Source organism: Pseudomonas sp. B6002 (assembly GCF_013385985.1).
Lineage (GTDB): Bacteria > Pseudomonadota > Gammaproteobacteria > Pseudomonadales > Pseudomonadaceae > Aquipseudomonas.
In genome coordinates, this window is record NZ_JACAOY010000016.1 from 16,409 (window position 1) to 36,027 (window position 19,619).

The window sequence follows — 19,619 nt, forward strand, 5'->3', positions numbered from 1 at the left end:
ATGGCATCACATCAAAGGCGTAAACCTTTCAATCAGAAACCTATAGGACGGCACTAAGTCATGTAGACCGCGTCGGTACAACCTGAGAATACTGCACCCCCACGCGCGTGGCGCCATCATCAGCGCCATGAACGACTTCGCCGCCCTCTCCCGCATGCTCGAAAACCTTATCCGCTTCGGCGTCATCGCCGCCGTGCAGATGGAACCCCCGCGCGTGCAGGTCAAGACCGGGTCACTGACCACCGCCTGGCTGCCGTGGCTCGCCCTGCGCGCTGGCTCTGACCGCGAATGGGACCCACCCACCGTCGACGAACAGGTGATCCTGTTCAGCCCATCCGGCCAGCTCGCCAATGGCATCGTCGTAACCGGGCTTTTCAGCGACCACATCCCTGCCAATGGTAATCGCCCCGGCCTGCATCGGCGCACCTACGCCGACGGCGCAGTGATCGAGTACGACAGCGTCGCCCATCACCTGAACGCCACCCTGCCCGAAAGCGGTACCACCAGCCTGGTGAGCAAGGGCGGGATCAACATCATCGGCCCCATCAATCACCAGGGCGATTACAACCAAACCGGCAACCAGAACGTGGTCGGCCTGGTGACCGTCTCCGAAGACGTGGTCGCGGCCACCATCAGCCTGGTCAAGCACCTGCACGGCGGCGTGCTGGTGGGCAGCGCGAAGACGGGGAAACCAGAATGAACCGCGAAACCGGCGCAACCATCAGCGACCTGGACCACATCGGCCAGAGCATCACGGACATCCTTACCACCCGCATCGGCACGCGCGTGATGCGCCGCGAATACGGCAGCTTGCTGCCCGAGCTGGTCGACCATCCCTTCAATGACGCCACGCGCCTACGCGTTTACGCGGGCTCAGTCATGGCGTTAATGCGTTGGGAGACCCGTATCAGCCTCAGTCGCGTGCAGTTCCTCGGCGCGAACCTGCAAGGGCAGTCCGTGCTTGATCTGGAGGGCTCCGTCGTCGACACCAATGAACCCTTTAGCCTGAGCCTGCCACTGCAACTGGGGGGAAGCGTATGAATTCCTTTGCCGCGATTGACCTCAGCCAGCTCCCGGCGCCGCAGATCGTCGAGCAGATCGACTTCGAATTGATCCTGGCCGAGCGCAAGGCCTACATGATCAGCCTGTGGCCGATCGAGGAACAGGAGCAGATCGCAGCGCGCCTCGACATGGAATCGGAACCCCTGGCAAAGCTGCTGCAGGAGAACGCCTACCGCGAAACCATCTGGCGTCAGAGAGTGAATGAGGCGTCCATGGCGAACCTGCTGGCCTTTGCCAAAGGCCCCGACCTGGATCAACTGGCTGGCAATTTCAACGTACAGCGCCTGGTGGTTCAGGAAGCCAAGCCCATGGCAGTCCCGCCCCTCGCGCGGATTATGGAAAGCGACGACAGCTTGCGCGAACGGGCGCAAATGGCCTGGGAGGGCTTGAGCACCGCCGGCCCGCGCCAGAGCTACATATTCCACGCCCGAGGCGCTGACGGCCGTGTTGCCGATGCCACGGCCGAAAGCCCATCACCCGCCGTGGCGGTTGTTACCGTGCAGGCGCTGCTAGGCGACGGCAGCGCGTCTGCCGACCTGGTCAACGTCGTCAAAAAGCACCTGAGCGACGATGACCGCCGGCCCGTTGCCGACCGCCTCACCGTCCAGGGTGCGGTGATCATCCGTTACGCGGTTAAAGCCAAGCTCTACCTGCTGACCAACGGCCCCGAGTCAGAGCCAATCCTTGCGGCAGCCGAACAGCGCCTGCTGGCATACGTCCACCAACGTCGACGCCTCGCAATGGAGGTGTCGGAATCAGCGCTGCACGCCGCGTTGTTCGTCGAGGGGGTTCGCAAAGTTGAGCTGGAAGACTGGGTCGATATCGTCGCCACCAAAGAACAGGCGCCCTACTGCACCGGTGTGACCATCACGCGGGGCGTTGAATAATGGGCGCCCAGCAGCTGCTGCCGAACAACTCCACGTCGCTTGAGCGCCAGGCTGCTCAGGCCCTCGCGCACATTCAGCGCGTACCGATCCCGCTGAGAACGCTCTGTAACCCGAGCACCTGCCCGGTGGTGGCACTGCCCTACCTGGCCTGGGCCTTCTCCGTCGACCGCTGGGACAGCAACTGGACCGAAGCTACCAAGCGCGCAGCCATCCGATCATCCCGCTACATCCACGCGCACAAAGGCACCATCGGCGCCCTGCGCCGCGTGGTCGAGCCCCTGGGGTACCTTATTGAGGTGGTGGAATGGTGGCAGACCGTACCGGAAGGCGTGCCCGGCACCTTTGCGTTGAAGGTCGGAGTGCTGGACACCGGCATCACCGAAGAAATGTACCAGGAGCTTACCTGGCTGATTGATGACGCCAAGCCGCTCACCCGCCCACTGACCGGCCTGGCCATCAGCCTGGAAAGCACCGGCACCGTGTTCATTGGGGCCTGCGTGTACGAAGGCGACGAACTCAGCGTTTACCCACCGACCCAGCGCGATATCGACGTCAGCGGCTTGTACCGCATCGGTGGCCGCGAACACCATATCGACACGATGGACATCTACTCATGACCGACCAAAACAGCCAGTTCTTCGCGATCCTCACCGCCGTCGGTGAAGCAAAGCAGGCGAACGCCGCAGCCCTCGGCACAGCCTGGACGTTCGCCCAGATGGCCGTGGGTGATGCCAACGGCACCGACCCTATCCCCAGCCGCACCCAAACCAAACTGATCAACGAGCGCCGACGTGCACCGTTGAACCAAGTGAAGGTTGACCCGGCCAATGCCAGCGTGATCATTGCCGAGCAGATTATCCCCGAGAGCGTCGGCGGCTGGTGGGTGCGGGAGCTTGCGCTGTACGACGCGGACGGCGATATGGTCGCGGTCGCCAACTGCGCGCCCACGTTCAAGCCGCTGCTCAACCAGGGCTCTGGCCGGACGCAGGTGATTCGAATCAACCTGATCGTCAGCAGCACGGCGAACATTGAGCTGAAGATCGACCCCAGCGTTGTCTTGGCGACTCGCGAATACGTCGACACGGTCATTGTTGAGGCGCTATCAAAGCTGGACTACAAGCACTCAGTGCTGGCGGCAACTACGGCAAATATCACGCTGAGCGGTATCCAGACCATCGACGGCGAGCTGTTGCCGGCCGGTGCCCGTGTCCTGGTGAAGGATCAGGCTCAAGCCAAGGAAAACGGTATCTACGTTGTCCCCGTAGCGGGCGCCTGGAAACGTGCGCTGGATGCTGACACCAGCGTCGAAGTGACGCCTGGGCTGTTTGTCAGTGTCGAAAAGGGCACGGTCAACGGCGATAGCGTGTGGCAGCTGGTGACGGATGCGCCGATTGTCCTGGGCACCACTGCGCTGGCCTTCGAAATGGTCGCTGGACGCACGGGTGTCAGCGCGGGCGCATACACCAAGGTGACGGTCGACAAGTACGGCCGGGTGATTGCCGGTACCACCCCTACCACACTGGCGGGTCACGGAATCACCGACACATACACCAAGGATGAAATCGCGGCGATGATCGCCCAGGCCTCGGCGTTGCCTGTAGGTTCGATGATCGGTTTTCCCGTGGACAAGGTGGCGCCGGGCTTTCTAGAGCTGGACGGTAGCGTGAAAAGTGCGGCGGTTTATCCGGACCTGGCCACGTTTCTGGGCGGGGCATTCAACAAGGGTGACGAGGGTGCTGGAAATTTCCGCCTGCCAGAGTCACGCGCTGAGTTCCTGAGGGGCTGGGATCATGGACGCGGTGTGGATGCAGGGCGTTCGCTCGGCAGCTATCAGCTTGACGGGATTCAGGGGTTCCGTTTGGAGACCATGCGAGCGCTGAGTGGCGATACATGGGGTAACGACAATGGTGGTGCTGGAACGCCCGCATCCGGTCCGCCATTGGGGACGGGAACCCCAGGAGTTCGTCCTCGAAATCTTACTGGGGCATTCGTCACGGATGGAGTAAACGGAGTGCCCCGTGTTGGCTCGGAGACCCGTCCGCGAAACTTGGCGGTGATGTGGTGTATCAAGGCCTGGAACGCGCCAATCAATCAGGGAAATATTGATGTTGCCGCGCTTGAGACTGAGGTGCGCGCCCTCAGAAAAATGACGCTGTCCGGCTACAAGGGGCTTTATGTCTCGGCAACTGGCACAAACGCACTGATTGCGATCAGGGCGCGCAGTTTGACCATAGGAGGCGGTGTATCGGCGCGGGTGGTTGAGTTTCTGGATCTGATCGTCAACCTCGGAACTGTAGGGCTTGGCGGGTTGGATGCTGGAGTTCTCGCGGCGTCGAGCTGGTACAGCACTTGGGTGGCGACAAATGGTGAAGTGACGGCGGGTATCGCGGCGCTTATTCCGATTGTTACGGGCAACACCACAGCGGGCTCTGCCGTCATTCCTGGTATTGCCAGTACGGCGTCTATGCGCCCAGGCATGCAGTTTTCCGGGGCTAGCTTCCCACCTGGGGCATTCATCAAGTCGGTCGACTCGCCAACCCAAATCACTGCCAGCGTTCCGGCGATCACTACCGGTGCCGGGGCACCGCTGCGATTTGTTTATGAGCCTCTGTTGCCTGCTGGTTACATCGCCAAGCGAGTTAACGCATTTGTTACCGATGCTACGGCGAACAAGTACCCCCTGTGTTTCGATCAGACCGGTGGCAGGGTGACAATGAGTCCAAGGGCTGGGACCAACGGAGCCAGTAACATTGCGATGGCTCAGGGCGTTCAGGGGACGATTAGCGGAACAGGGGTAAGCGTTTCAATTGATCCCTTCGTCCCGCCAACGGCGTCGGCCATTGAGATTTTCATCAGTACGCAATCATCGTCCGGCGGAACGGTGCAGGTGGGGCGTGCGGGGAGTCTTCTGGTGGGTATTGTCTTGAGCATCACTAACGAAGCAAACCAATTTTCTAGTGCTGTCATCACATTGGACAGCGTTGGCCGGAGCTTGAATTTCGCCAGCAACTTGACCGCCGGCATACTTGGTTGCAGGGGCTGGGAGGACAACTTATGAGCTTTGCAATTTGTGTTGATAGGCCGGCGTTTCGTGCTGTGAGCGGCCCTGACGATGTTGGGCCTGGCGAATACTGGAGCCAATTCCCGCTCGACAATGTCCCGCTTTTGTCGGAGGCCGAGGAGGCCGCACTGCAGGAGCGAGTTTGGCGAGATAGCGCGCTGTCGTCGGCTTTGTGGTTGCGTGAGCGCCATAGGGATCAGCTCGAAATTGAACATCCGTCCACGCTGACGCAAGAGCAATTTACGTCACTGTTGGTTTACATGCAGGCCCTGCGGGACTGGCCGCAATCGCCGGACTTTCCGAACAGCGACCACCGGCCTATTGCTCCAAATTGGATCGAAACACAGATCCGATAATTATCGTTGATGGGTGGCGCGCCTTGTAGCGTTGCCACCTACAACGCTTGCCTCTCGCCCATCCGGCGCGCGCGCGGCAGCCTGTGCACTGTCATTCCATCACAGCGCAGGCAACCACCCATGGCCGGTTCAGACTATCTCCACGGCGTGCGGGTTCTCGAACTCAACGACGGCACCCGCCCCATTCGCACCATCGCAACCGCAGTCATCGGCCTGGTATGTACGGCTGAAGATGCAGACCCGCTCGCTTTCCCGCTGGACACCCCTGTCCTGCTGACCAATGTGCAAACCGCCATCGCCAAAGCCGGCGTCAAAGGCACCCTGGCGAAGAGCCTTCAGGCCATCGCGGACCAGACCAAGCCCTACACCATCGTGGTGCGGGTCAAGGAAGGCGCAGACGAAGCCACCACCACCAGCGCCCTGATCGGCACCACCACCGCCGACGGCAAGTACACCGGCATGAAAGCCCTGCTCGCCGCCAAGGCCCGAGTAGGCATGACGCCGCGCATTCTCGGAGTGCCAGGCCTCGACAGTCAGCCGGTGGCCACCGCACTGGTATCTATCGCCAAAGACCTGCGCGCCTTCGCCTACGTAAGTGCGTGGGACTGCAAAACTAAGGAAGAGGTGGTCGCCTACCGCGAAAACTTCGGCGCACGTGAAGTCATGCTGATCTGGCCGGAGTTCCAGAACTGGAACACGGTTACCAGCGCAACCGTCACCGCGTCGGCAGTAGCCCGTGCGCTGGGCCTGCGGGCGCTGATCGATAAAGACATCGGCTGGCACAAAACCATCTCCAACGTCGCCGTCGACGGCGTGACCGGTATCAGCGCCGACGTGTTCTGGGACCTGCAAAACCCAGCCACCGACGCCAACTACCTCAACAGCAACGAGGTCACCACCCTGATCAATGAGGGTGGCTTCCGCTTCTGGGGTAGCCGCACGTGCAGCGACGACCCGCTGTTCGCCTTCGAAAACTACACCCGCACCGCGCAGATCATCGCCGACACCATGGCCGAGGCGCACATGTGGGCCATGGACAAGCCCATGCACGCCTCCCTGGTCAAAGACATCATCAACGGGATCAACGCCAAATTCCGCGAACTGGTCAACCAGGGCTACCTGATCGGCGGCAGCTGCTGGTACCCGGAAGACATCAACGACAAGGACACCCTCAAGGCCGGCAAGCTGACCCTGGATTACGACTACACCCCCGTGCCGCCCCTGGAAGACCTCACCCTGCGTCAGCGCATCACCGACCGCTACCTGATGCAGTTCGCCGCCGCCGTCAACGCTTAAACCGGGCCTCCCCCGCAAGGGGAGTTAACCCTGTGCCATAACCCCGGAGATTCCCGCCATGGCCATGCCTCACAAACTGAAAAACATGAACCTGTTCAACGACGGCGGCAGCTACGCAGGCAAGGTCAAGACCGTCACCCTGCCCGCCTTGGGCCGGAAGATGGAAGCCTGGCGCGCCGCCGGCATGAATGGCCCGGTCAAGGCTGACCTCGGCATGTCCGACGACGGCATCCAGCTGGAATGGAAGCTGGGCGGCCTGGACCTGATCGTGCTCAAGCAGTTCGGCGCGGTCAACGCAGCGGGGATTGCTCTGCGCTTCGCCGGTGCTTTCCAGCAGGACGACACCGGTGAAATCAGCGCGATCGAAGTGACGGTTCGTGGTCGTCACGAAACCATTGAAATGGGTGACGCCACACCTGGTGAAGACACCGAGCACTCCGTCACCACCACCTGCACCTACTACAAGCTGACCGTCGACAACGAAGACATCATCGAAATCGACCTGCTCAACTTCATCGAAAAGGTCGGCGGCATCGACATGCTGGAGAAACAGCGCAGCGCCATCGGCCTTTGATCGCCAGCATCGATCGTTAACCCAAAACCTCACTACCAGGAGCTTTCCCATGAAACCCGCAGCTACCGAACAACCAGACGTACAACCCCTGGCCGACGACAACACTGTCATCCTCGACACGCCGATCCGTCGCGGCACAACCACCATCGACAGCATCACCCTGCGCAAGCCCAAATCGGGCGAGCTGCGTGGCGTGAGCTTGTCCGAGCTGTTGCAAATGGACGTCAACAGCCTGGTGAAGGTGGTGCCGCGCATCAGCAGCCCTACCCTTACTGCGATTGAAGTCACGTCGATGGACCCTGCCGATCTGTTCGCGCTCGGCACCAAGGTGTGCGGTTTTTTGTTACAGAAATCGATGAAGACGGACGCATCCCTCGTTGCGTAGAAGACGCCATGGCCGACCTGGCCGTGGTTTTTCACTGGGCGCCGGCTGACATGGATCAGTTGAGCCTGAAGGAACTGATGGACTGGCGTGAGCGCGCCAGGGTGCGGAGCTCCACCGATGGCAAATGATCTGAAGCTTCAGGTGCTGCTCAGTACCATCGACAAGGCTACCCGCCCGCTGAAGCACATCAGCGAAGGGGGCATCCAGACTGCACGCGCCCTCAAGGACGCTCGCGACCGCCTGAAAGAACTCACCAACCAACAAAAAGACGTCAGCGCCTGGCGCGCTCAGCGTGCGGCTGCAGAGCAAACTGGTGCTTCGCTCACTGCTGCACGCGATCGAGTCAAATCCCTCAGCCAGGAACTCGCCGCCACCGACGCGCCGACCAGGGCAATGACCCGCAGCTTCCAGGCAGCAGTGCGCGAGGCCACCCGACTCAAGCAGCAACACCAGCAACAGAACGTGCAGTTGCAAGGCCTGCGATCGAAGCTCTACGACGCCGGCATCAGCACTAAAAATCTGGGCACCCATGAGCGCCAGCTGCGCGAACAAATCAACTCCACCAACGCCAGCATCAGTACGCAATCCAAGCGTATGGCCGAGTTAAGCGCCCAGCATAAGCGTGCAGCGGCAGCTCGCAGCCAAATGGAGAAGTCCCAGCGCGCCGCCGGCAACCTTGCTGTGAACGGCGCCGCCGGCTTGGGTGTTGGCTATGCAGCGAGCCGCCCCGTTGCCGCCGCAGTGAAGGCTTTTGCGCCAAATGAGGATTCCGCGACACAGCTCAAAGTGTCGATGATGGACAACACGGGCAAAGTCTCCGAGGACTTCCAAAAGATCACTGATCTGGCCACCAAGCTGGGCGACCGGCTGCCAGGCACCACGGCTGACTTCCAGAACATGATGACGATGCTCCGGCGCCAGGGCATCAGCGCTCAGAGCATCCTCGGTGGTACCGGTGAAGCTGCAGCATACCTCGGCGTCCAGTTGAATATGGGAGCCACAGAAGCGGCTGAATTCGCCGCCAAGATGCAGGACGCCACGCGTACCAGCGAAAAAGACATGATGGGGCTGATGGATACCATCCAGCGTGGTTTCTATGCCGGTGTTGACCCAACAAACATGCTACAGGGCTTCAGCAAGATTGCCCCAGTGATGGACGTAATCAAGAAGTCAGGGATCGATGCTGCAAAGGAACTGGCGCCGCTGCTAATCATGATGGACCAGGCAGCTATGGACGGTGGTTCCGCAGGCAACGCCTTCCGCAAAATTTTCCAAGCGGGGCTGAATCAAGACAAAGTCGACAAAGCGAACAAAGCGCTCGCGAAATCTAAACCGGGGATGTCGTTCAAGTTCACGGATGACAAGGGCAACTTTGCTGGACTGGAAAATCTGTATGCGCAAATTGAGAAGCTGAAGGGCCTGAACGATACCGATCGAACAGAAATAAAACAGACGTTGTTCGGGGATGATGCGGAGACGATGTCGACTCTGGACGCCATGATGAACAAGGGTCTGGCGGGATATCGGGAAGTCCAGCAGAAGCTGCAAACTCAAGCCGACCTACGCACCCGTGTGAATGAACAGCTAGGCACCCTCACCAACGTCATGGAGGCTGCAGAAGGCAGTTTCACCAACGCCATGGCTGAGTTCGGTGCAGCGGTAGCGCCTGACCTGAAAGACCTGATCAATACGCTGGGCGAGATCGCCAATAGCGTCGGCACTTGGGCCAGGGAGAATCCAAAACTTGCCGGGGGCCTGGTCAAGGTCGTGGCTGCAATTGCCGCGATGGCATTCGTTTTCGGCGGTATGGCACTGACCATGGCAAGCATGCTGGGGCCGTTCGCGGTGCTGCGTTACGGCATGACCCTGTTCGGTCTCCAGGGTGGCGGTATCACCAAAATGCTCGGCCGGTTGATGCCCACGCTGACCGGACTCGCCCGCAATGCGTTCCCGATGTTTGCCCAAGGCGTTCGTATGGTCGCCACGACAATGGGCGGCGCCCTGCTGACCGCCCTGCGCACCGTAGGCGTGGCTCTGTGGGGGCTGGCAGCGAACCCAATCGTTCTGATCATCGCCGCCGTTGTCGCCGCGCTCGCCGGCGGAGCCTACCTGATATACAAAAACTGGGATGCGGTGAAGAACTACTTCGCCAACGCCTGGACCGAGATCAAAGCGGGTTTCGATGGTGGGATCGGCGGCATCATCACCACCCTGGTCAATTTCAGCCCCCTAGGCCTTATTTACCAAGCGTTCGCCGGCGTGATGAGTTACCTGGGCATCGAACTACCCGGCCGCTTCACCGAGTTCGGCGGCATGATCGTCAACGGCCTGATCAACGGGCTGACGGCCGGCATCGGCGCCGTCAAAAACGCCATCGGCTCGATCGGAGACGCCAGCATTGGTTGGTTCAAGGAAAAACTCGGCATCCACAGCCCGTCGCGGGTGTTTGCGGAGCTGGGCGGGTTCACCATGGCCGGGCTTACTCAGGGCCTTGAGGGAGGGCAGAAAGGCCCGCTGGACGCCTTGACCAGCATGAGCAAGCAGATGACCGCCGCCGGCACTCTGGCGCTCGGCGCTACCGCGATGCCGGCGTTTGCCGTGGATAACACGCCGCCCATCAGCAGCTCGCCCTCGGCGGCGGTTTACGACAGCCACGACACTTACCAAATCACAATTCAGGCAGGGCCTGGCACCGACATGCAGAGCCTGGAAAAGAGCCTGCGCGCAATGATGGCCCGCATCGAAAACGAAAAGAAAGCGCGTCAGCGCAGCAAACTCTCCGACCTGGAATAACCACCATGATGATGGCCCTCGGCATGTTCGTGTTCAGCCTCCACACCGCCGCCTACCAGGAGCTGCAACGCCAAACCGATTGGCGCCACGCCAGCAACAACCGCATCGGTGCAGCCCCCGCGCGGCAATTTGTTGGCCGTGGCGAAGACGCCATAACCCTCCCCGGTATCCTCTTCCCAGAATTGGCCGGCACAGCCCTCAGCCTCGACTCGCTGCGCCTGATGGCAAACACCGGCAAGGCCTGGCCGATGGTCGAGGGCACGGGGCGGATCTACGGACTGTGGGTGATCGAAAGCCTCAATGAAACCAGGACCATATTTTTCCCCGACGGTACGGCGCGGCGCATTGATTTCACTCTGAGCCTGAAGCGTACCGACGATGACCGTATCGACCTGCTCGGCGCCGGTACCAGCATCGGCGTCAACATCCTGCGGGGCCTGCTGTGATCGAGCCCATCATTGCCAAGGTCACCGGTTACCTGCGAAACACCGCAGAGCGTTACGTCCGGGACGCAGCCTATCCGGTGCCGGCCTTCCGGCTCGCCGTCGACGGCCTGGACATCGCCCAAATTATCAGCCCACGATTAATGAGCCTGGAGCTGACCGACAACCGCAGCGTAGAGGCCGACCAACTCAGCATCACCCTCAGCGACCATGACGGCTTACTGACGATTCCGCCGAAGGGAGCAGTGATCCGGTTGTGGTTGGGCTGGAGCGACACCGGCCTGGTGGACAAAGGCACCTACACCGTCGACGAAACCGAACATAGCGGTGCGCCAGACGTGCTCAGCATCCGCGCTCGATCGGCAGATCTGCGCAAAGGCCTGAAAACCAAGCGCGAGCGCAGCTGGAGCAACACCACCCTCGGCGACGTCCTGGGCGATATCGCCATCGGCAACGGACTCACCGCCACTATTTCCGGTGCCCTCGACGGTTTGCCCATCCTGCAGCTCGACCAGGCGAACGAGTCTGACGCCAATCTGATCAGCCGTCTGGGCGAAGAATTCGACGCGGTGGCCAGCGTCAAAGCCGGATGCCTGCTGTGCCTGCCGGCGGGTGGCGGCAAGACCGCCAGCGGCATGGACCTGCCCCATATCACCCTCACCCGCGCCGATGGCGACCAGCACCGCTACCTGCAAGCCGACCGCGACAGCTACGACGGCGTGCGCGCCTATTACTACGACGTGAACAGTGCCAAGAAACAGGAGGCAATCGCAGGCGGCGGCGAAAATCTCAAAGATCTGCGACACACTTACAGCGACCAACAATCCGCACTGCGCGCCGCCCGGGCGGAGTTCCGGCGACTGCAACGCGGCAGTGCTACGCTCAGCTACACCCTAGCAATGGGCCGGCCGGATCTGATCCCTGAGTTGACGTACACGCTTCAGGGAGTGAAAGCGGAAATCGACGAGATCATCTGGTACGGCGGGAATGTGGCGCACAGCCTGAGTGCGGACGGTGGGTATACCGTCAGCCTGGAGCTGGAGAGCAAGCTGCCGGATGACAACGTTGAAGACCTGGCAGAAGAGAATCGAGGCGATTACACAGGGATCATTGCCTACTACCGCGATCAGAAGACCGGGAAGGAAAAGACGATTACGGCGGGGGATCAGACGAAGCCGAGACGGTTGCGGTGGTTGTATGCCAGTGAGAAGACGGCTAAGCGGGCGGTGGATAGGGAATGGGGCAAAATGAAGAGTCCTTCTAGCCAATGAAGACGATTTTATTGAATTGTAAGCATCGCATGCATACGCTTTACAATCATAATTATAGTCAGCATCAAATTGGCGGTAACAAAGATCACCAGAGGAGTAAGTACATACCGAGCATAATCAATCTTAACAACCCCCCCTGAAAACTCAAAAACAGAAACCACTTTATATAAAATAGAATGCACAAAACACAACCCAACCAACAATATAGAGCTAACAATAGAAAAACAAATATTGTAATACAACTGCTTAAGCAAATCCTTCTTCGCATTATACAAAGGATCAACAGCCTTCAGCCCACTCATATCTTTTAGCTTGCTTTCCTGATCATATACAAGAACCAAAACAGAGAGTAACAAAGCTGTAAAGATTGCACCAAAGTTGACCAACATGGAGGAAACGTCCTTATTTAAATTGTAGCCAGCATAGCAACCTAGCGCTGCGACAACTCCAGGAAAAGCAAAAAATGTCACATAGTCCATAAGAGAACGCTTACCAGCAGGATCAGCCAGAGTAGCTATATGCCCCAGAACAATATCAGTAACATTTATCTTGCTGCTCATACCACCACCTTTATCCCGGGATACATAAGCTCTATAAATTCGTTTAACAGTGTAGTACACCATTTATGCAAAGACTTCGGCTCCGGATTACCGCCAATCATCTCAACATCCTCTTCATCCATGATTATTTCACAAATTTGATCCTCAGCCGGCACTCCAACCGTAAACGTACGTTTCTTACCGTCAAGCTCCACGACAGCCTTGATCTGACCACAGTGGGGGCGAAGAGATTCAATTACACCATACTCTTCAGTGCCTGGGGTCATAAAGTCGACCAGCGCCCCTAACTTACCTCTAGATGGTGCTTTAATTACAAGTTGTTGCTCTTTGTGCCCAAGCTTTTTAAGCTGATCCGTTATATCGGCCATAGCTTGAAACTTTGTCAACTTTATTTCCTTGGTCACCGCCTTTTCCCACAGCTGAAATGCTTTCTTGTAGGCAAGCGGATTCATATGCAGAGTGCGCTTTGTGGTTTTACTGAAGTCTTCCCTAAGCAAATCATATAGAAGAGTTTTAATCCCATTACCTTTATAGCTATGAAGAAGCGCTATCCCCTCATCAAAGCCAGCAGGAATATAAAACCTCACATAATGCCGAATTATCTCGGCATTTTTTTGTGCTTTCTCAAAATCAACATTACCTGTCTCAATATCGATGATATTGTTTTTTACGCCATATGTACCAGCCTCAAACCACCCAGCCATTTGCCTAATTTCTGGATAATACTTCATCCCAAAAAAACGATAAACCTGCTTACTTTCCTCAACAATCTTGAACTTATCCCCTTGTGCAGTAATGAAATCCCGAAAAAGATCATACGCGTCGTACTGCCCTATCTTATCCAACACTGAATAACGCTCATCACTGTACGGATTGAAGCACCGGATGGAATAGGGGGATATTGAATGCATGAGACCACACCACTACAAGTTATCAATCATTAATTTACGACACACAAACCGGCTTCAATACTTAATGCGACAACAAGTCACAAAAATTAACTCAAGACGACTTAAGTAACGCAGAAATTTATTTGGGGTGAGTATTTTCATAGATCACATCCATTGTGATAATTCTTATATGGCCGTTTTTCAGTTCATCGACCATTTCTAAAGGCACCCAACAAATCATCCGTGATGGGAAATCCGTTCTTAATGGGTACAGACTATGCTGGCCGTTTGGTATCGGCAAGTGCTTCAGTCAAATCCTTGAGGCGCTGCTCGACATCCATTAAGCGTTTCTTTTCTTCAGCAGCGCTCTGTATCTCCCGCTTACCGGCCTCTCCAAGCGAACGGAACAGCTCAAGAATGGCCTCCTCCTGCAGATTCTTTGTTTGTGCTTCCGACGAGGCCGCCGAAACACCCAGACACATAGACCCCTCACCCGTCAGCAGCCAATCCAGGCTTATACCCAAATGAGTGCGAATGGCTGCCATGGCCTTCGCATTGGGCTCACGCTCGCCCAGAAGGTAGTTCTGAAGCGTCCTGTAAGGGATCCCCACTACTTCTGAGGCCTCCTTTATAGACATACCTCTGTCGTCGATTACGCTGCGCAGGCGAGCGGCTATACTCATTTTTTCATGAATTCCAATTGACGCACTCATTTTGGTGCGTATACTGCGAACAAACAGGTACATCTTAACCAACTAGGAACACTCGAACCATGAGCCAAGCCATGGAAAAGCGCCAGATCCAAGCACGGCTGATCGAGCGCGGCAGCAACTTCCGTCAGTTCGCCCTCAGCCACGGCTATGAAGTGCGCACAGTGACGCAAGTGGTTCAGCGTTGGGCCGGGCACAAAAAACTGCCTCGTGGCCGGTTGACGTTCCAAATCCTGCGAGACCTATCGCGGGTAATCGGTGAGGAAGTGCTGCCGGGAATTCTTGCGGAGAACACCGAGCAAATTTCAGCACCGGCTGTATGAAACGACTGTAGGGGCGATGACTCCAGGGAGAAACCAGAAGATGAAACGCCCAGTTCTAGCGACCAAGCGCCAGGTCATGAGCGCAGTGATCAGCGACTACGAAGGTGGACGGGAGTGCGCAGCAGCGCGCCTTGGGTACGAACTGAAGAAGTTCGATAACCACATCTACGAAAACGCCGGCAGCCGGCCTTTGAGCGATGAACAGATTCATCTGTTAGAGCAGGACATGGGCACGACCTACCTGCCGGAATACATCGCCGCCATGTACGGCGGGATGTTCGTCCCCCTCGCCACGCCTGAAACGCTGGATAACGTGGACCTCTACAACAGGTCAGTACGGGCGGCAGCCAAGCGTGGCGTGGTCGACCAGATCATTGCGAAGGCACTGGACGACGGTGTCATTGAGCGGGACGAAGCCGAGGCGATCTTGCGCGCTCACAGCCATTACATGGCAGCCCGTCACTCTGAGGTGCTGGCAACGATCCTGCTGCACAGCCGGGGGACCAAACAGTGAGCGACTGCAATCAGCCTTTGCCGAGTCGTGACTTGATCTCTTTGAGCGCGGTGGCCACGTCGTCGACAGCAAAGCGTATGTCTTCGGCGCTCACCACCAGCCCCGGCGCTTCCCGGTCGGTCAGTTTTGTTGCGTCACGACCACGCATCACTTTCGCCAGTGCTTCATGCCGCTCCTGCAAACGTTGCAGCAAGCGCTCGACTTCTCTTTTTGAGTGATTACCCATGACCTACATCCCTGAAGAAGAAAGGAAACATCTAACGGATTTGCTGGTGATCGCTCAACAGCGACTGAACACATTAAAAGAAATCGTCGCCACCACCAATCACGACTGTTCTGGCACTGACATCCGCCTAGCCATCGGTGACGCAATCACACCATTGAACATTGCCCAAGAAGCTGCGGAAGCGCTGTAAAGGACGCCGTTTATGAGCACTTACAAACTGGTCTGCCCCCACTGCCACGGCCGCATGCGCATCCGCACCAGTGAAGGCCAACATATTTTCCTGCGTATCACCTACATGCAATGCACCAACGAAGCGTGCGGCTGGGCGGTGCGTGCTGAATTTCAAATGACCCACGAGCTGAGCCCCAGCGGCATGCCCAACCCAGCTGTAAAGCTGCCAGTTGCAGATGTGGTCATTCGTCGCCAGGCAATGCGAACCCCCAACGATCAACCCGATCTGCTGGACCAAATGGAAATGGAGCGTGCGTGATGAATACAGCTACTCACACCGATTACCAGGAATACCAGGCGACCATGCAAGCCGCCGGCCTGTCCTTTCTGCAACGCCATCAGGGCGAACACCTCGGCAACGACCAGTTGCTGTTCTGCCGCGCCGTGCAGCACCTGGTGGGCAGTTTGGAAGTGCCGTTGCACATGGCCGAAAAGCTGATCAGCCGAGCCTACGGTGAACTCAAATCTAACAACGACCGCCACCAACTGGACGTCGACGTTAGTTCCGGTGCAGTGGCCGTCATCACCGATCCGGCCAGCGGTATGACTTGGGCTGTACCGGTCAGCCTGATTTACCAACGCATCATCAACGCACCGGAAAACCGCCGACTGCGCCTCGTAACACCGTAACCCCCGACTAACCCCGCCCTGCCCAGTTCCCAATGGGTTTGGGTGAGCTTTGCCCGCAATCCGAGGTGGACCATGGAAATCGACATCGCCATCACCGCAAAACTGCCCCGCGACCAGGCCGAGGCACTGCTCGTTGAGCTGCGTGCGCAGTACGCGTTGCTGTTCAACGAGCATTGGTATGACGACCGTTTTCGCATGATTCCCGAAGGGTTGCGGCACGGCTCGTTGCTGGTGGCCTTCCCTGGGTTGGCCGCACGAAAAAGCCTGATAGGCGCCCTTAAACACAGTCTCGACGAAGCGAAGTAAGCCACGATGGAAATGGAACAAAGGCTGCGAGCCGACGTCATCCAACGCATTGAGCGGGACTACCAGCTTAAGCACATGACAAACACCAATTACATGCGCAAGGGTGTGTGCCCAGCCTGCCGCCAGAAAACCCTTTACACCTTCTACGACTCGCCCTGGACGTTGATCTGCGGACGGCCGGAAAAGTGCGACCACCGTGTCTACGTGAAAGACGTCTACGACGATCTGTTCAACGACTGGAGCAAGACCGCGCCGTCGACAGCGGACAACCCCCAGGCCACAGCACGCGCCTACCTTGAGTTTGCGCGAGGTTTCAAATTTGAGCTCATCGCCGGCTTGTTCACTCAGGATAACTACTGGGATGGACTGTTAAATATAGGTAGCGCCACGGTGCGTTTCGCCTTGGAGAAAGGTGGCTACTGGGAGCGCCTGATAGATCGGCCCGACCGATTCGGCAAGATGAAAGCCCGCTTCCGCCCCACCGGCGAAGGTTTGACCGGTTACAAGGGCGTCTGGTGGTGCCCGCCGAGTGTGGACCTGCTGGAAGTCGACGAGCTGTTCATCGTCGAGGGAATCTTCGACTCCATCGCTCTGCTGCACAACGAAGTGCCGGCCGTGTCGATGATGTCCAGCGCTCCCTGCCCTATCGACTCACTCAAGGCCCTGGTCAAGTTGCGTCAGGACGCTGGCAAACGTCTCCCGCACCTGGTGTGGGCACTGGATAACGAGCCAGTCGCCAAGGCGAACATGCGCCGCTGGGCGAAGGAAGCGAGCGAGCTGGGCTTCAACTGCAAAGCAGCCGTTATCCCGCAGCCAAACGGGAAAAAGGTCGATTGGAACGACCTGCACTTGCGGTGGAAGTCGATAGAGGGCGACGACAAACGCGCCGAGTGCATTGAGCAGGAGCTTGGCGAAGCGCGTCACCAGGGCGATTTGCTGCTGGCTGATTCGGCTGAAGAAAAGGCGTTCCTGATCTACGTGCGCAACGAGCGCAAAGAATTTCACTTCACGTTCCGCAAACGCTTGTACTGGTTTCGGCTGGACCTCGAAAAATACGACCGTGCGATGACCGATCTGGAAAGCTCGGAACGCCACGAAGACCAGTTGCTCACGGAAGAACAGCGACGCTACAAGGCACTGCGCCAATCTGGATCAGTGACCAGCATCGCCAACTGCAATTTCCAGGCGCTGTATTACATGCGCAACGACCTCACCGACGAGGCTTGGTATTACTTCCGTATTGAGCGCCCACAAGGGCCGGCCATCAAGAGCACGTTCACAGCCAAACAGCTCACGTCGGCGCCTGAGTTCGCGAACCGCTTGCTCAACGTCTCCAATGGCGCAATGTTCGAGGGCAGCGCGCAGCAACTGAAACGGATCCTGGCCCCACAGCTGGACTGCCTGAAAACCGTCAACACCATCGAATGGATCGGCTACAGCCGCGACCATGGCGCCTATGTCTTCAACGACCTGGCCTTTCATGGCGGCAAGGTTCAGGTGCGCAACAAGGAAGACTTTTTCGACCTGGGCAAGCTGAGCATCAAGTCACAGAGCCAGTCGCCGGTGCTGCACATCAACACCGACCTCAACGCCTATAACGAAGGTTGGTTCGACATCTACTGGCGCTGCTTTGGCGTACAGGGGCTGGTGGTACTGGCCTGGTGGCTGGGCGCGTTGCACGCCGAGCAGATCCGCCAGATCCACAAGTCGCTGATGTTCCTTGAGCTGGTGGGTGAAGCCGGATCGGGCAAGACCACGCTGGTGGAGCTGCTGTGGAAGTCGGTCGGGCGCACTGATTACGAAGGCTTCGACCCGTCCAAAGCAACCGCTGCGAGCCGTGCGCGTAACTTCTCGCAGGTCAGCAACTTGCCGGTAGTGCTGATCGAATCCGAGCGTGAACAAAAGGAAGGCCAGCCGGTTAAACACTTCGATTGGGATGAACTGAAAACCGCCTACAACGGCCGCAGCGTTCGCTCCACCGGCGTGAAAAACAACGGCAACGATACCCACGAACCACCGTTCCGTGCCGCCCTGCTGATAGCGCAGAACAACCCGGTAAACGCGTCCGAACCAATCCTGCAGCGTATCTGCCACGTCCACCTGACACGTGAACATCACACACCGGAAACCAAGCAGTATGCCGAGCAGTTGGAGCGCATGCCGATGGACAGCATCAGCGGCTTCTTGGTCAAGGCGTTGCAACGTGAAAGCGAAACCATGCGCCTGATGGAGGAAAACACCTCCGGCTACGAGCAAGAGCTACTGGCCCAGCCAGGCGTGCGCACCGTGCGTATTGCCAAGAACCACGCCCAATTGCGCAGCCTGGTGGATGCACTGGCCGGTGTCGTGCCGCTCGGCGAACGCCGCAGGGCCCTCGCACACGCTGAAATCAGTCGCATGGCCGTGGAGCGGCAGCAGGCAATCAACGCCGACCACCCGACCGTGCGCGAGTTTTGGGACCTGTACGAATTCCTCAATGGCATGGACGAGAAAGCCGCGCTGAACCATGCGCGTCGCGATGGGCTGATAGCCGTGAACCTCAACGAGTTCGTAGAAATGGCCGCCAATAAACGGCAACAAGTCCCGCCTTTGAGCGACCTGAAACGCCTGCTGAAGACGAGCAAATCACCCAAGTTTCTGGAGTCGAACAAGCCCGTCAACTCGGCACGCCAGGTCGACGCATTCGACAAACCTAAAACCATTCGCTGCTGGGTATTCCAGGGCGTGTAGGGGCTGCAACCCCTAGATATCTACCACCCAAAGGAGAAGCACCATGCACATCCAAGTCATCACCGGTGACGGCAGCCAGGGCGAAACCAACCGTCTTCGACACCTGAAAGAGCTGAAGGACTGGTTTAACAAGTCCGGGAAAATCGTTCACGCGGAGGCCTACGACCCGACAGGGTTGGTCGCGATCCTGGATGTTCGTGCGGTCAGCGACAAAGAAATCCTGGTGCTGGAGTGCAGCCGGGATCAGATCCAGGCGGTCCTGGAGTGGCAGTCAGCAACAGATGAGGTTGTTGAGTTTGAAAAACTGCTACTGCACCTGGTGCGGAAGCAAAACCCAACCGGCGAAAGCCAGTGAGAAGGTGGTGTCGAGG

At 58.0% G+C, this 19,619-nt stretch carries 25 protein-coding genes; 21 read left to right on the forward strand and 4 right to left on the reverse strand.

Features of this window, described 5'->3' with window-relative positions:
• Positions 1-127: 127 nt before the first annotated feature.
• From HX792_RS20755 to HX792_RS20815, 13 genes are all read left to right on the forward strand, one after another.
• On the forward strand, positions 128-700 hold the full coding sequence (locus tag HX792_RS20755) for a phage baseplate assembly protein V (protein ID WP_176997856.1): 573 nt from the start codon (positions 128-130) through the stop codon (positions 698-700).
• Positions 697-1,041, forward strand: coding sequence for a GPW/gp25 family protein (locus tag HX792_RS20760; protein WP_154845354.1), 345 nt, complete (start codon positions 697-699; stop codon positions 1,039-1,041). The genes HX792_RS20755 and HX792_RS20760 overlap by 4 nt, the downstream gene beginning before the upstream one ends.
• On the forward strand, positions 1,038-1,949 hold the full coding sequence (locus HX792_RS20765; protein WP_176997857.1) for a baseplate J/gp47 family protein: 912 nt from the start codon (positions 1,038-1,040) through the stop codon (positions 1,947-1,949). Before HX792_RS20760 ends, HX792_RS20765 begins: the two co-directional genes overlap by 4 nt.
• Entirely contained in the window at positions 1,949-2,566 is a 618-nt protein-coding gene (locus HX792_RS20770) for a phage tail protein I (protein WP_176997858.1), read from the forward strand. The genes HX792_RS20765 and HX792_RS20770 overlap by 1 nt, the downstream gene beginning before the upstream one ends.
• The gene (locus HX792_RS20775) at positions 2,563-5,007 is read left to right on the forward strand and encodes a phage tail protein (RefSeq protein ID WP_176997859.1); all 2,445 of its coding nucleotides are present in this window, start codon (positions 2,563-2,565) and stop codon (positions 5,005-5,007) included. The genes HX792_RS20770 and HX792_RS20775 overlap by 4 nt, the downstream gene beginning before the upstream one ends.
• Positions 5,004-5,366: a phage tail assembly chaperone gene (locus HX792_RS20780; protein WP_176997860.1), complete on the forward strand. Its 363-nt coding sequence runs from the start codon at positions 5,004-5,006 to the stop codon at positions 5,364-5,366. The genes HX792_RS20775 and HX792_RS20780 overlap by 4 nt, the downstream gene beginning before the upstream one ends.
• A gap of 120 nt (positions 5,367-5,486) precedes the next feature.
• Positions 5,487-6,662 carry a phage tail sheath protein gene (locus tag HX792_RS20785; RefSeq protein ID WP_176997861.1) on the forward strand — a complete coding sequence of 392 codons (1,176 nt, stop codon included), beginning with the start codon at positions 5,487-5,489 and terminating at the stop codon, positions 6,660-6,662.
• A 58-nt stretch (positions 6,663-6,720) separates the two neighbouring features.
• On the forward strand, positions 6,721-7,236 hold the full coding sequence (locus HX792_RS20790; protein WP_176997862.1) for a phage major tail tube protein: 516 nt from the start codon (positions 6,721-6,723) through the stop codon (positions 7,234-7,236).
• Between the two features lie 49 nt (positions 7,237-7,285).
• A complete protein-coding gene (locus HX792_RS20795; RefSeq protein WP_176997863.1) occupies positions 7,286-7,621 on the forward strand; it encodes a phage tail assembly protein in 336 nt (111 codons plus the stop codon).
• Positions 7,622-7,629: 8 nt separating this feature from the next.
• Positions 7,630-7,749 carry a GpE family phage tail protein gene (locus tag HX792_RS20800; RefSeq protein WP_176997864.1) on the forward strand — a complete coding sequence of 40 codons (120 nt, stop codon included), beginning with the start codon at positions 7,630-7,632 and terminating at the stop codon, positions 7,747-7,749.
• Entirely contained in the window at positions 7,739-10,414 is a 2,676-nt protein-coding gene (locus tag HX792_RS20805; RefSeq protein WP_176997865.1) for a phage tail tape measure protein, read from the forward strand. Before HX792_RS20800 ends, HX792_RS20805 begins: the two co-directional genes overlap by 11 nt.
• Before the next feature lie 5 nt (positions 10,415-10,419).
• Positions 10,420-10,860: a phage tail protein gene (locus tag HX792_RS20810; RefSeq protein ID WP_176997866.1), complete on the forward strand. Its 441-nt coding sequence runs from the start codon at positions 10,420-10,422 to the stop codon at positions 10,858-10,860.
• Entirely contained in the window at positions 10,857-12,128 is a 1,272-nt protein-coding gene (locus HX792_RS20815; RefSeq protein ID WP_176997867.1) for a phage late control D family protein, read from the forward strand. Before HX792_RS20810 ends, HX792_RS20815 begins: the two co-directional genes overlap by 4 nt.
• Before the next feature lie 8 nt (positions 12,129-12,136).
• On the opposite strand, the gene HX792_RS20820 is transcribed toward HX792_RS20815, so the two are convergent.
• The 3 genes from HX792_RS20820 to HX792_RS20830 form a co-directional block, all read right to left on the reverse strand.
• Complete coding sequence (locus HX792_RS20820) at positions 12,137-12,688, reverse strand: hypothetical protein (RefSeq protein ID WP_176997868.1); 552 nt, start codon at positions 12,686-12,688, stop codon at positions 12,137-12,139.
• Complete coding sequence (locus HX792_RS20825; RefSeq protein ID WP_176997869.1) at positions 12,685-13,536, reverse strand: hypothetical protein; 852 nt, start codon at positions 13,534-13,536, stop codon at positions 12,685-12,687. Before HX792_RS20825 ends, HX792_RS20820 begins: the two co-directional genes overlap by 4 nt.
• 317 nt (positions 13,537-13,853) lie before the next feature.
• Positions 13,854-14,324 carry a helix-turn-helix domain-containing protein gene (locus HX792_RS20830; protein ID WP_256349879.1) on the reverse strand — a complete coding sequence of 157 codons (471 nt, stop codon included), beginning with the start codon at positions 14,322-14,324 and terminating at the stop codon, positions 13,854-13,856.
• Positions 14,325-14,362: 38 nt separating this feature from the next.
• On the opposite strand from HX792_RS20830, the gene HX792_RS20835 reads away from it, so the two are divergent.
• On the forward strand, positions 14,363-14,611 hold the full coding sequence (locus HX792_RS20835) for a hypothetical protein (protein ID WP_176998016.1): 249 nt from the start codon (positions 14,363-14,365) through the stop codon (positions 14,609-14,611).
• A gap of 40 nt (positions 14,612-14,651) precedes the next feature.
• Complete coding sequence (locus HX792_RS20840; protein ID WP_176997870.1) at positions 14,652-15,125, forward strand: YmfL family putative regulatory protein; 474 nt, start codon at positions 14,652-14,654, stop codon at positions 15,123-15,125.
• 10 nt (positions 15,126-15,135) lie between these two features.
• Here the strand turns inward: HX792_RS20840 and HX792_RS20845 are convergent, their stop codons facing one another.
• Positions 15,136-15,351: a hypothetical protein gene (locus HX792_RS20845; RefSeq protein WP_176997871.1), complete on the reverse strand. Its 216-nt coding sequence runs from the start codon at positions 15,349-15,351 to the stop codon at positions 15,136-15,138.
• Between HX792_RS20845 and HX792_RS20850 the strand changes: the two genes are divergently transcribed.
• The 6 genes from HX792_RS20850 (at position 15,350) to HX792_RS20875 (ending at position 19,603) form a co-directional block, all read left to right on the forward strand.
• Positions 15,350-15,541, forward strand: a complete 192-nt coding sequence (locus tag HX792_RS20850) for a hypothetical protein (protein ID WP_176997872.1) — start codon at positions 15,350-15,352, stop codon at positions 15,539-15,541. The genes HX792_RS20845 and HX792_RS20850 overlap by 2 nt on opposite strands.
• A gap of 12 nt (positions 15,542-15,553) precedes the next feature.
• Positions 15,554-15,841 carry an ogr/Delta-like zinc finger family protein gene (locus HX792_RS20855; RefSeq protein WP_176997873.1) on the forward strand — a complete coding sequence of 96 codons (288 nt, stop codon included), beginning with the start codon at positions 15,554-15,556 and terminating at the stop codon, positions 15,839-15,841.
• Positions 15,841-16,212, forward strand: a complete 372-nt coding sequence (locus HX792_RS20860; RefSeq protein ID WP_176997874.1) for a hypothetical protein — start codon at positions 15,841-15,843, stop codon at positions 16,210-16,212. Before HX792_RS20855 ends, HX792_RS20860 begins: the two co-directional genes overlap by 1 nt.
• Before the next feature lie 72 nt (positions 16,213-16,284).
• Positions 16,285-16,518 carry a hypothetical protein gene (locus HX792_RS20865; protein WP_064453706.1) on the forward strand — a complete coding sequence of 78 codons (234 nt, stop codon included), beginning with the start codon at positions 16,285-16,287 and terminating at the stop codon, positions 16,516-16,518.
• 12 nt (positions 16,519-16,530) lie between these two features.
• A complete protein-coding gene (locus HX792_RS20870; RefSeq protein ID WP_176998017.1) occupies positions 16,531-19,248 on the forward strand; it encodes a toprim domain-containing protein in 2,718 nt (905 codons plus the stop codon).
• A gap of 43 nt (positions 19,249-19,291) precedes the next feature.
• Positions 19,292-19,603 (forward strand): hypothetical protein, encoded by a 312-nt coding sequence (locus HX792_RS20875; RefSeq protein ID WP_176997875.1) that lies wholly within the window; start codon positions 19,292-19,294, stop codon positions 19,601-19,603.
• The last annotated feature ends 16 nt before the right edge of the window (positions 19,604-19,619 follow it).

What these genes read in the sequence shown, in the direction of transcription:
- HX792_RS20755 (WP_176997856.1), top strand. Translation starts at nt 128, where the DNA reads ATGAACGACTTCGCCGCCCTCTCCCGCATGCTCGAAAACCTTATCCGC.
- HX792_RS20760 (WP_154845354.1), top strand. Translation starts at nt 697, where the DNA reads ATGAACCGCGAAACCGGCGCAACCATCAGCGACCTGGACCACATCGGC.
- HX792_RS20765 (WP_176997857.1), top strand. Translation starts at nt 1,038, where the DNA reads ATGAATTCCTTTGCCGCGATTGACCTCAGCCAGCTCCCGGCGCCGCAG.
- HX792_RS20770 (WP_176997858.1), top strand. Translation starts at nt 1,949, where the DNA reads ATGGGCGCCCAGCAGCTGCTGCCGAACAACTCCACGTCGCTTGAGCGC.
- HX792_RS20775 (WP_176997859.1), top strand. Translation starts at nt 2,563, where the DNA reads ATGACCGACCAAAACAGCCAGTTCTTCGCGATCCTCACCGCCGTCGGT.
- HX792_RS20780 (WP_176997860.1), top strand. Translation starts at nt 5,004, where the DNA reads ATGAGCTTTGCAATTTGTGTTGATAGGCCGGCGTTTCGTGCTGTGAGC.
- HX792_RS20785 (WP_176997861.1), top strand. Translation starts at nt 5,487, where the DNA reads ATGGCCGGTTCAGACTATCTCCACGGCGTGCGGGTTCTCGAACTCAAC.
- HX792_RS20790 (WP_176997862.1), top strand. Translation starts at nt 6,721, where the DNA reads ATGGCCATGCCTCACAAACTGAAAAACATGAACCTGTTCAACGACGGC.
- HX792_RS20795 (WP_176997863.1), top strand. Translation starts at nt 7,286, where the DNA reads ATGAAACCCGCAGCTACCGAACAACCAGACGTACAACCCCTGGCCGAC.
- HX792_RS20800 (WP_176997864.1), top strand. Translation starts at nt 7,630, where the DNA reads ATGGCCGACCTGGCCGTGGTTTTTCACTGGGCGCCGGCTGACATGGAT.
- HX792_RS20805 (WP_176997865.1), top strand. Translation starts at nt 7,739, where the DNA reads ATGGCAAATGATCTGAAGCTTCAGGTGCTGCTCAGTACCATCGACAAG.
- HX792_RS20810 (WP_176997866.1), top strand. Translation starts at nt 10,420, where the DNA reads ATGATGATGGCCCTCGGCATGTTCGTGTTCAGCCTCCACACCGCCGCC.
- HX792_RS20820 (WP_176997868.1), bottom strand. Translation starts at nt 12,688, where the DNA reads ATGAGCAGCAAGATAAATGTTACTGATATTGTTCTGGGGCATATAGCT.
- HX792_RS20830 (WP_256349879.1), bottom strand. Translation starts at nt 14,324, where the DNA reads ATGTACCTGTTTGTTCGCAGTATACGCACCAAAATGAGTGCGTCAATT.
- HX792_RS20835 (WP_176998016.1), top strand. Translation starts at nt 14,363, where the DNA reads ATGGAAAAGCGCCAGATCCAAGCACGGCTGATCGAGCGCGGCAGCAAC.
- HX792_RS20840 (WP_176997870.1), top strand. Translation starts at nt 14,652, where the DNA reads ATGAAACGCCCAGTTCTAGCGACCAAGCGCCAGGTCATGAGCGCAGTG.
- HX792_RS20850 (WP_176997872.1), top strand. Translation starts at nt 15,350, where the DNA reads ATGACCTACATCCCTGAAGAAGAAAGGAAACATCTAACGGATTTGCTG.
- HX792_RS20845 (WP_176997871.1), bottom strand. Translation starts at nt 15,351, where the DNA reads ATGGGTAATCACTCAAAAAGAGAAGTCGAGCGCTTGCTGCAACGTTTG.
- HX792_RS20855 (WP_176997873.1), top strand. Translation starts at nt 15,554, where the DNA reads ATGAGCACTTACAAACTGGTCTGCCCCCACTGCCACGGCCGCATGCGC.
- HX792_RS20860 (WP_176997874.1), top strand. Translation starts at nt 15,841, where the DNA reads ATGAATACAGCTACTCACACCGATTACCAGGAATACCAGGCGACCATG.
- HX792_RS20865 (WP_064453706.1), top strand. Translation starts at nt 16,285, where the DNA reads ATGGAAATCGACATCGCCATCACCGCAAAACTGCCCCGCGACCAGGCC.
- HX792_RS20870 (WP_176998017.1), top strand. Translation starts at nt 16,531, where the DNA reads ATGGAACAAAGGCTGCGAGCCGACGTCATCCAACGCATTGAGCGGGAC.
- HX792_RS20875 (WP_176997875.1), top strand. Translation starts at nt 19,292, where the DNA reads ATGCACATCCAAGTCATCACCGGTGACGGCAGCCAGGGCGAAACCAAC.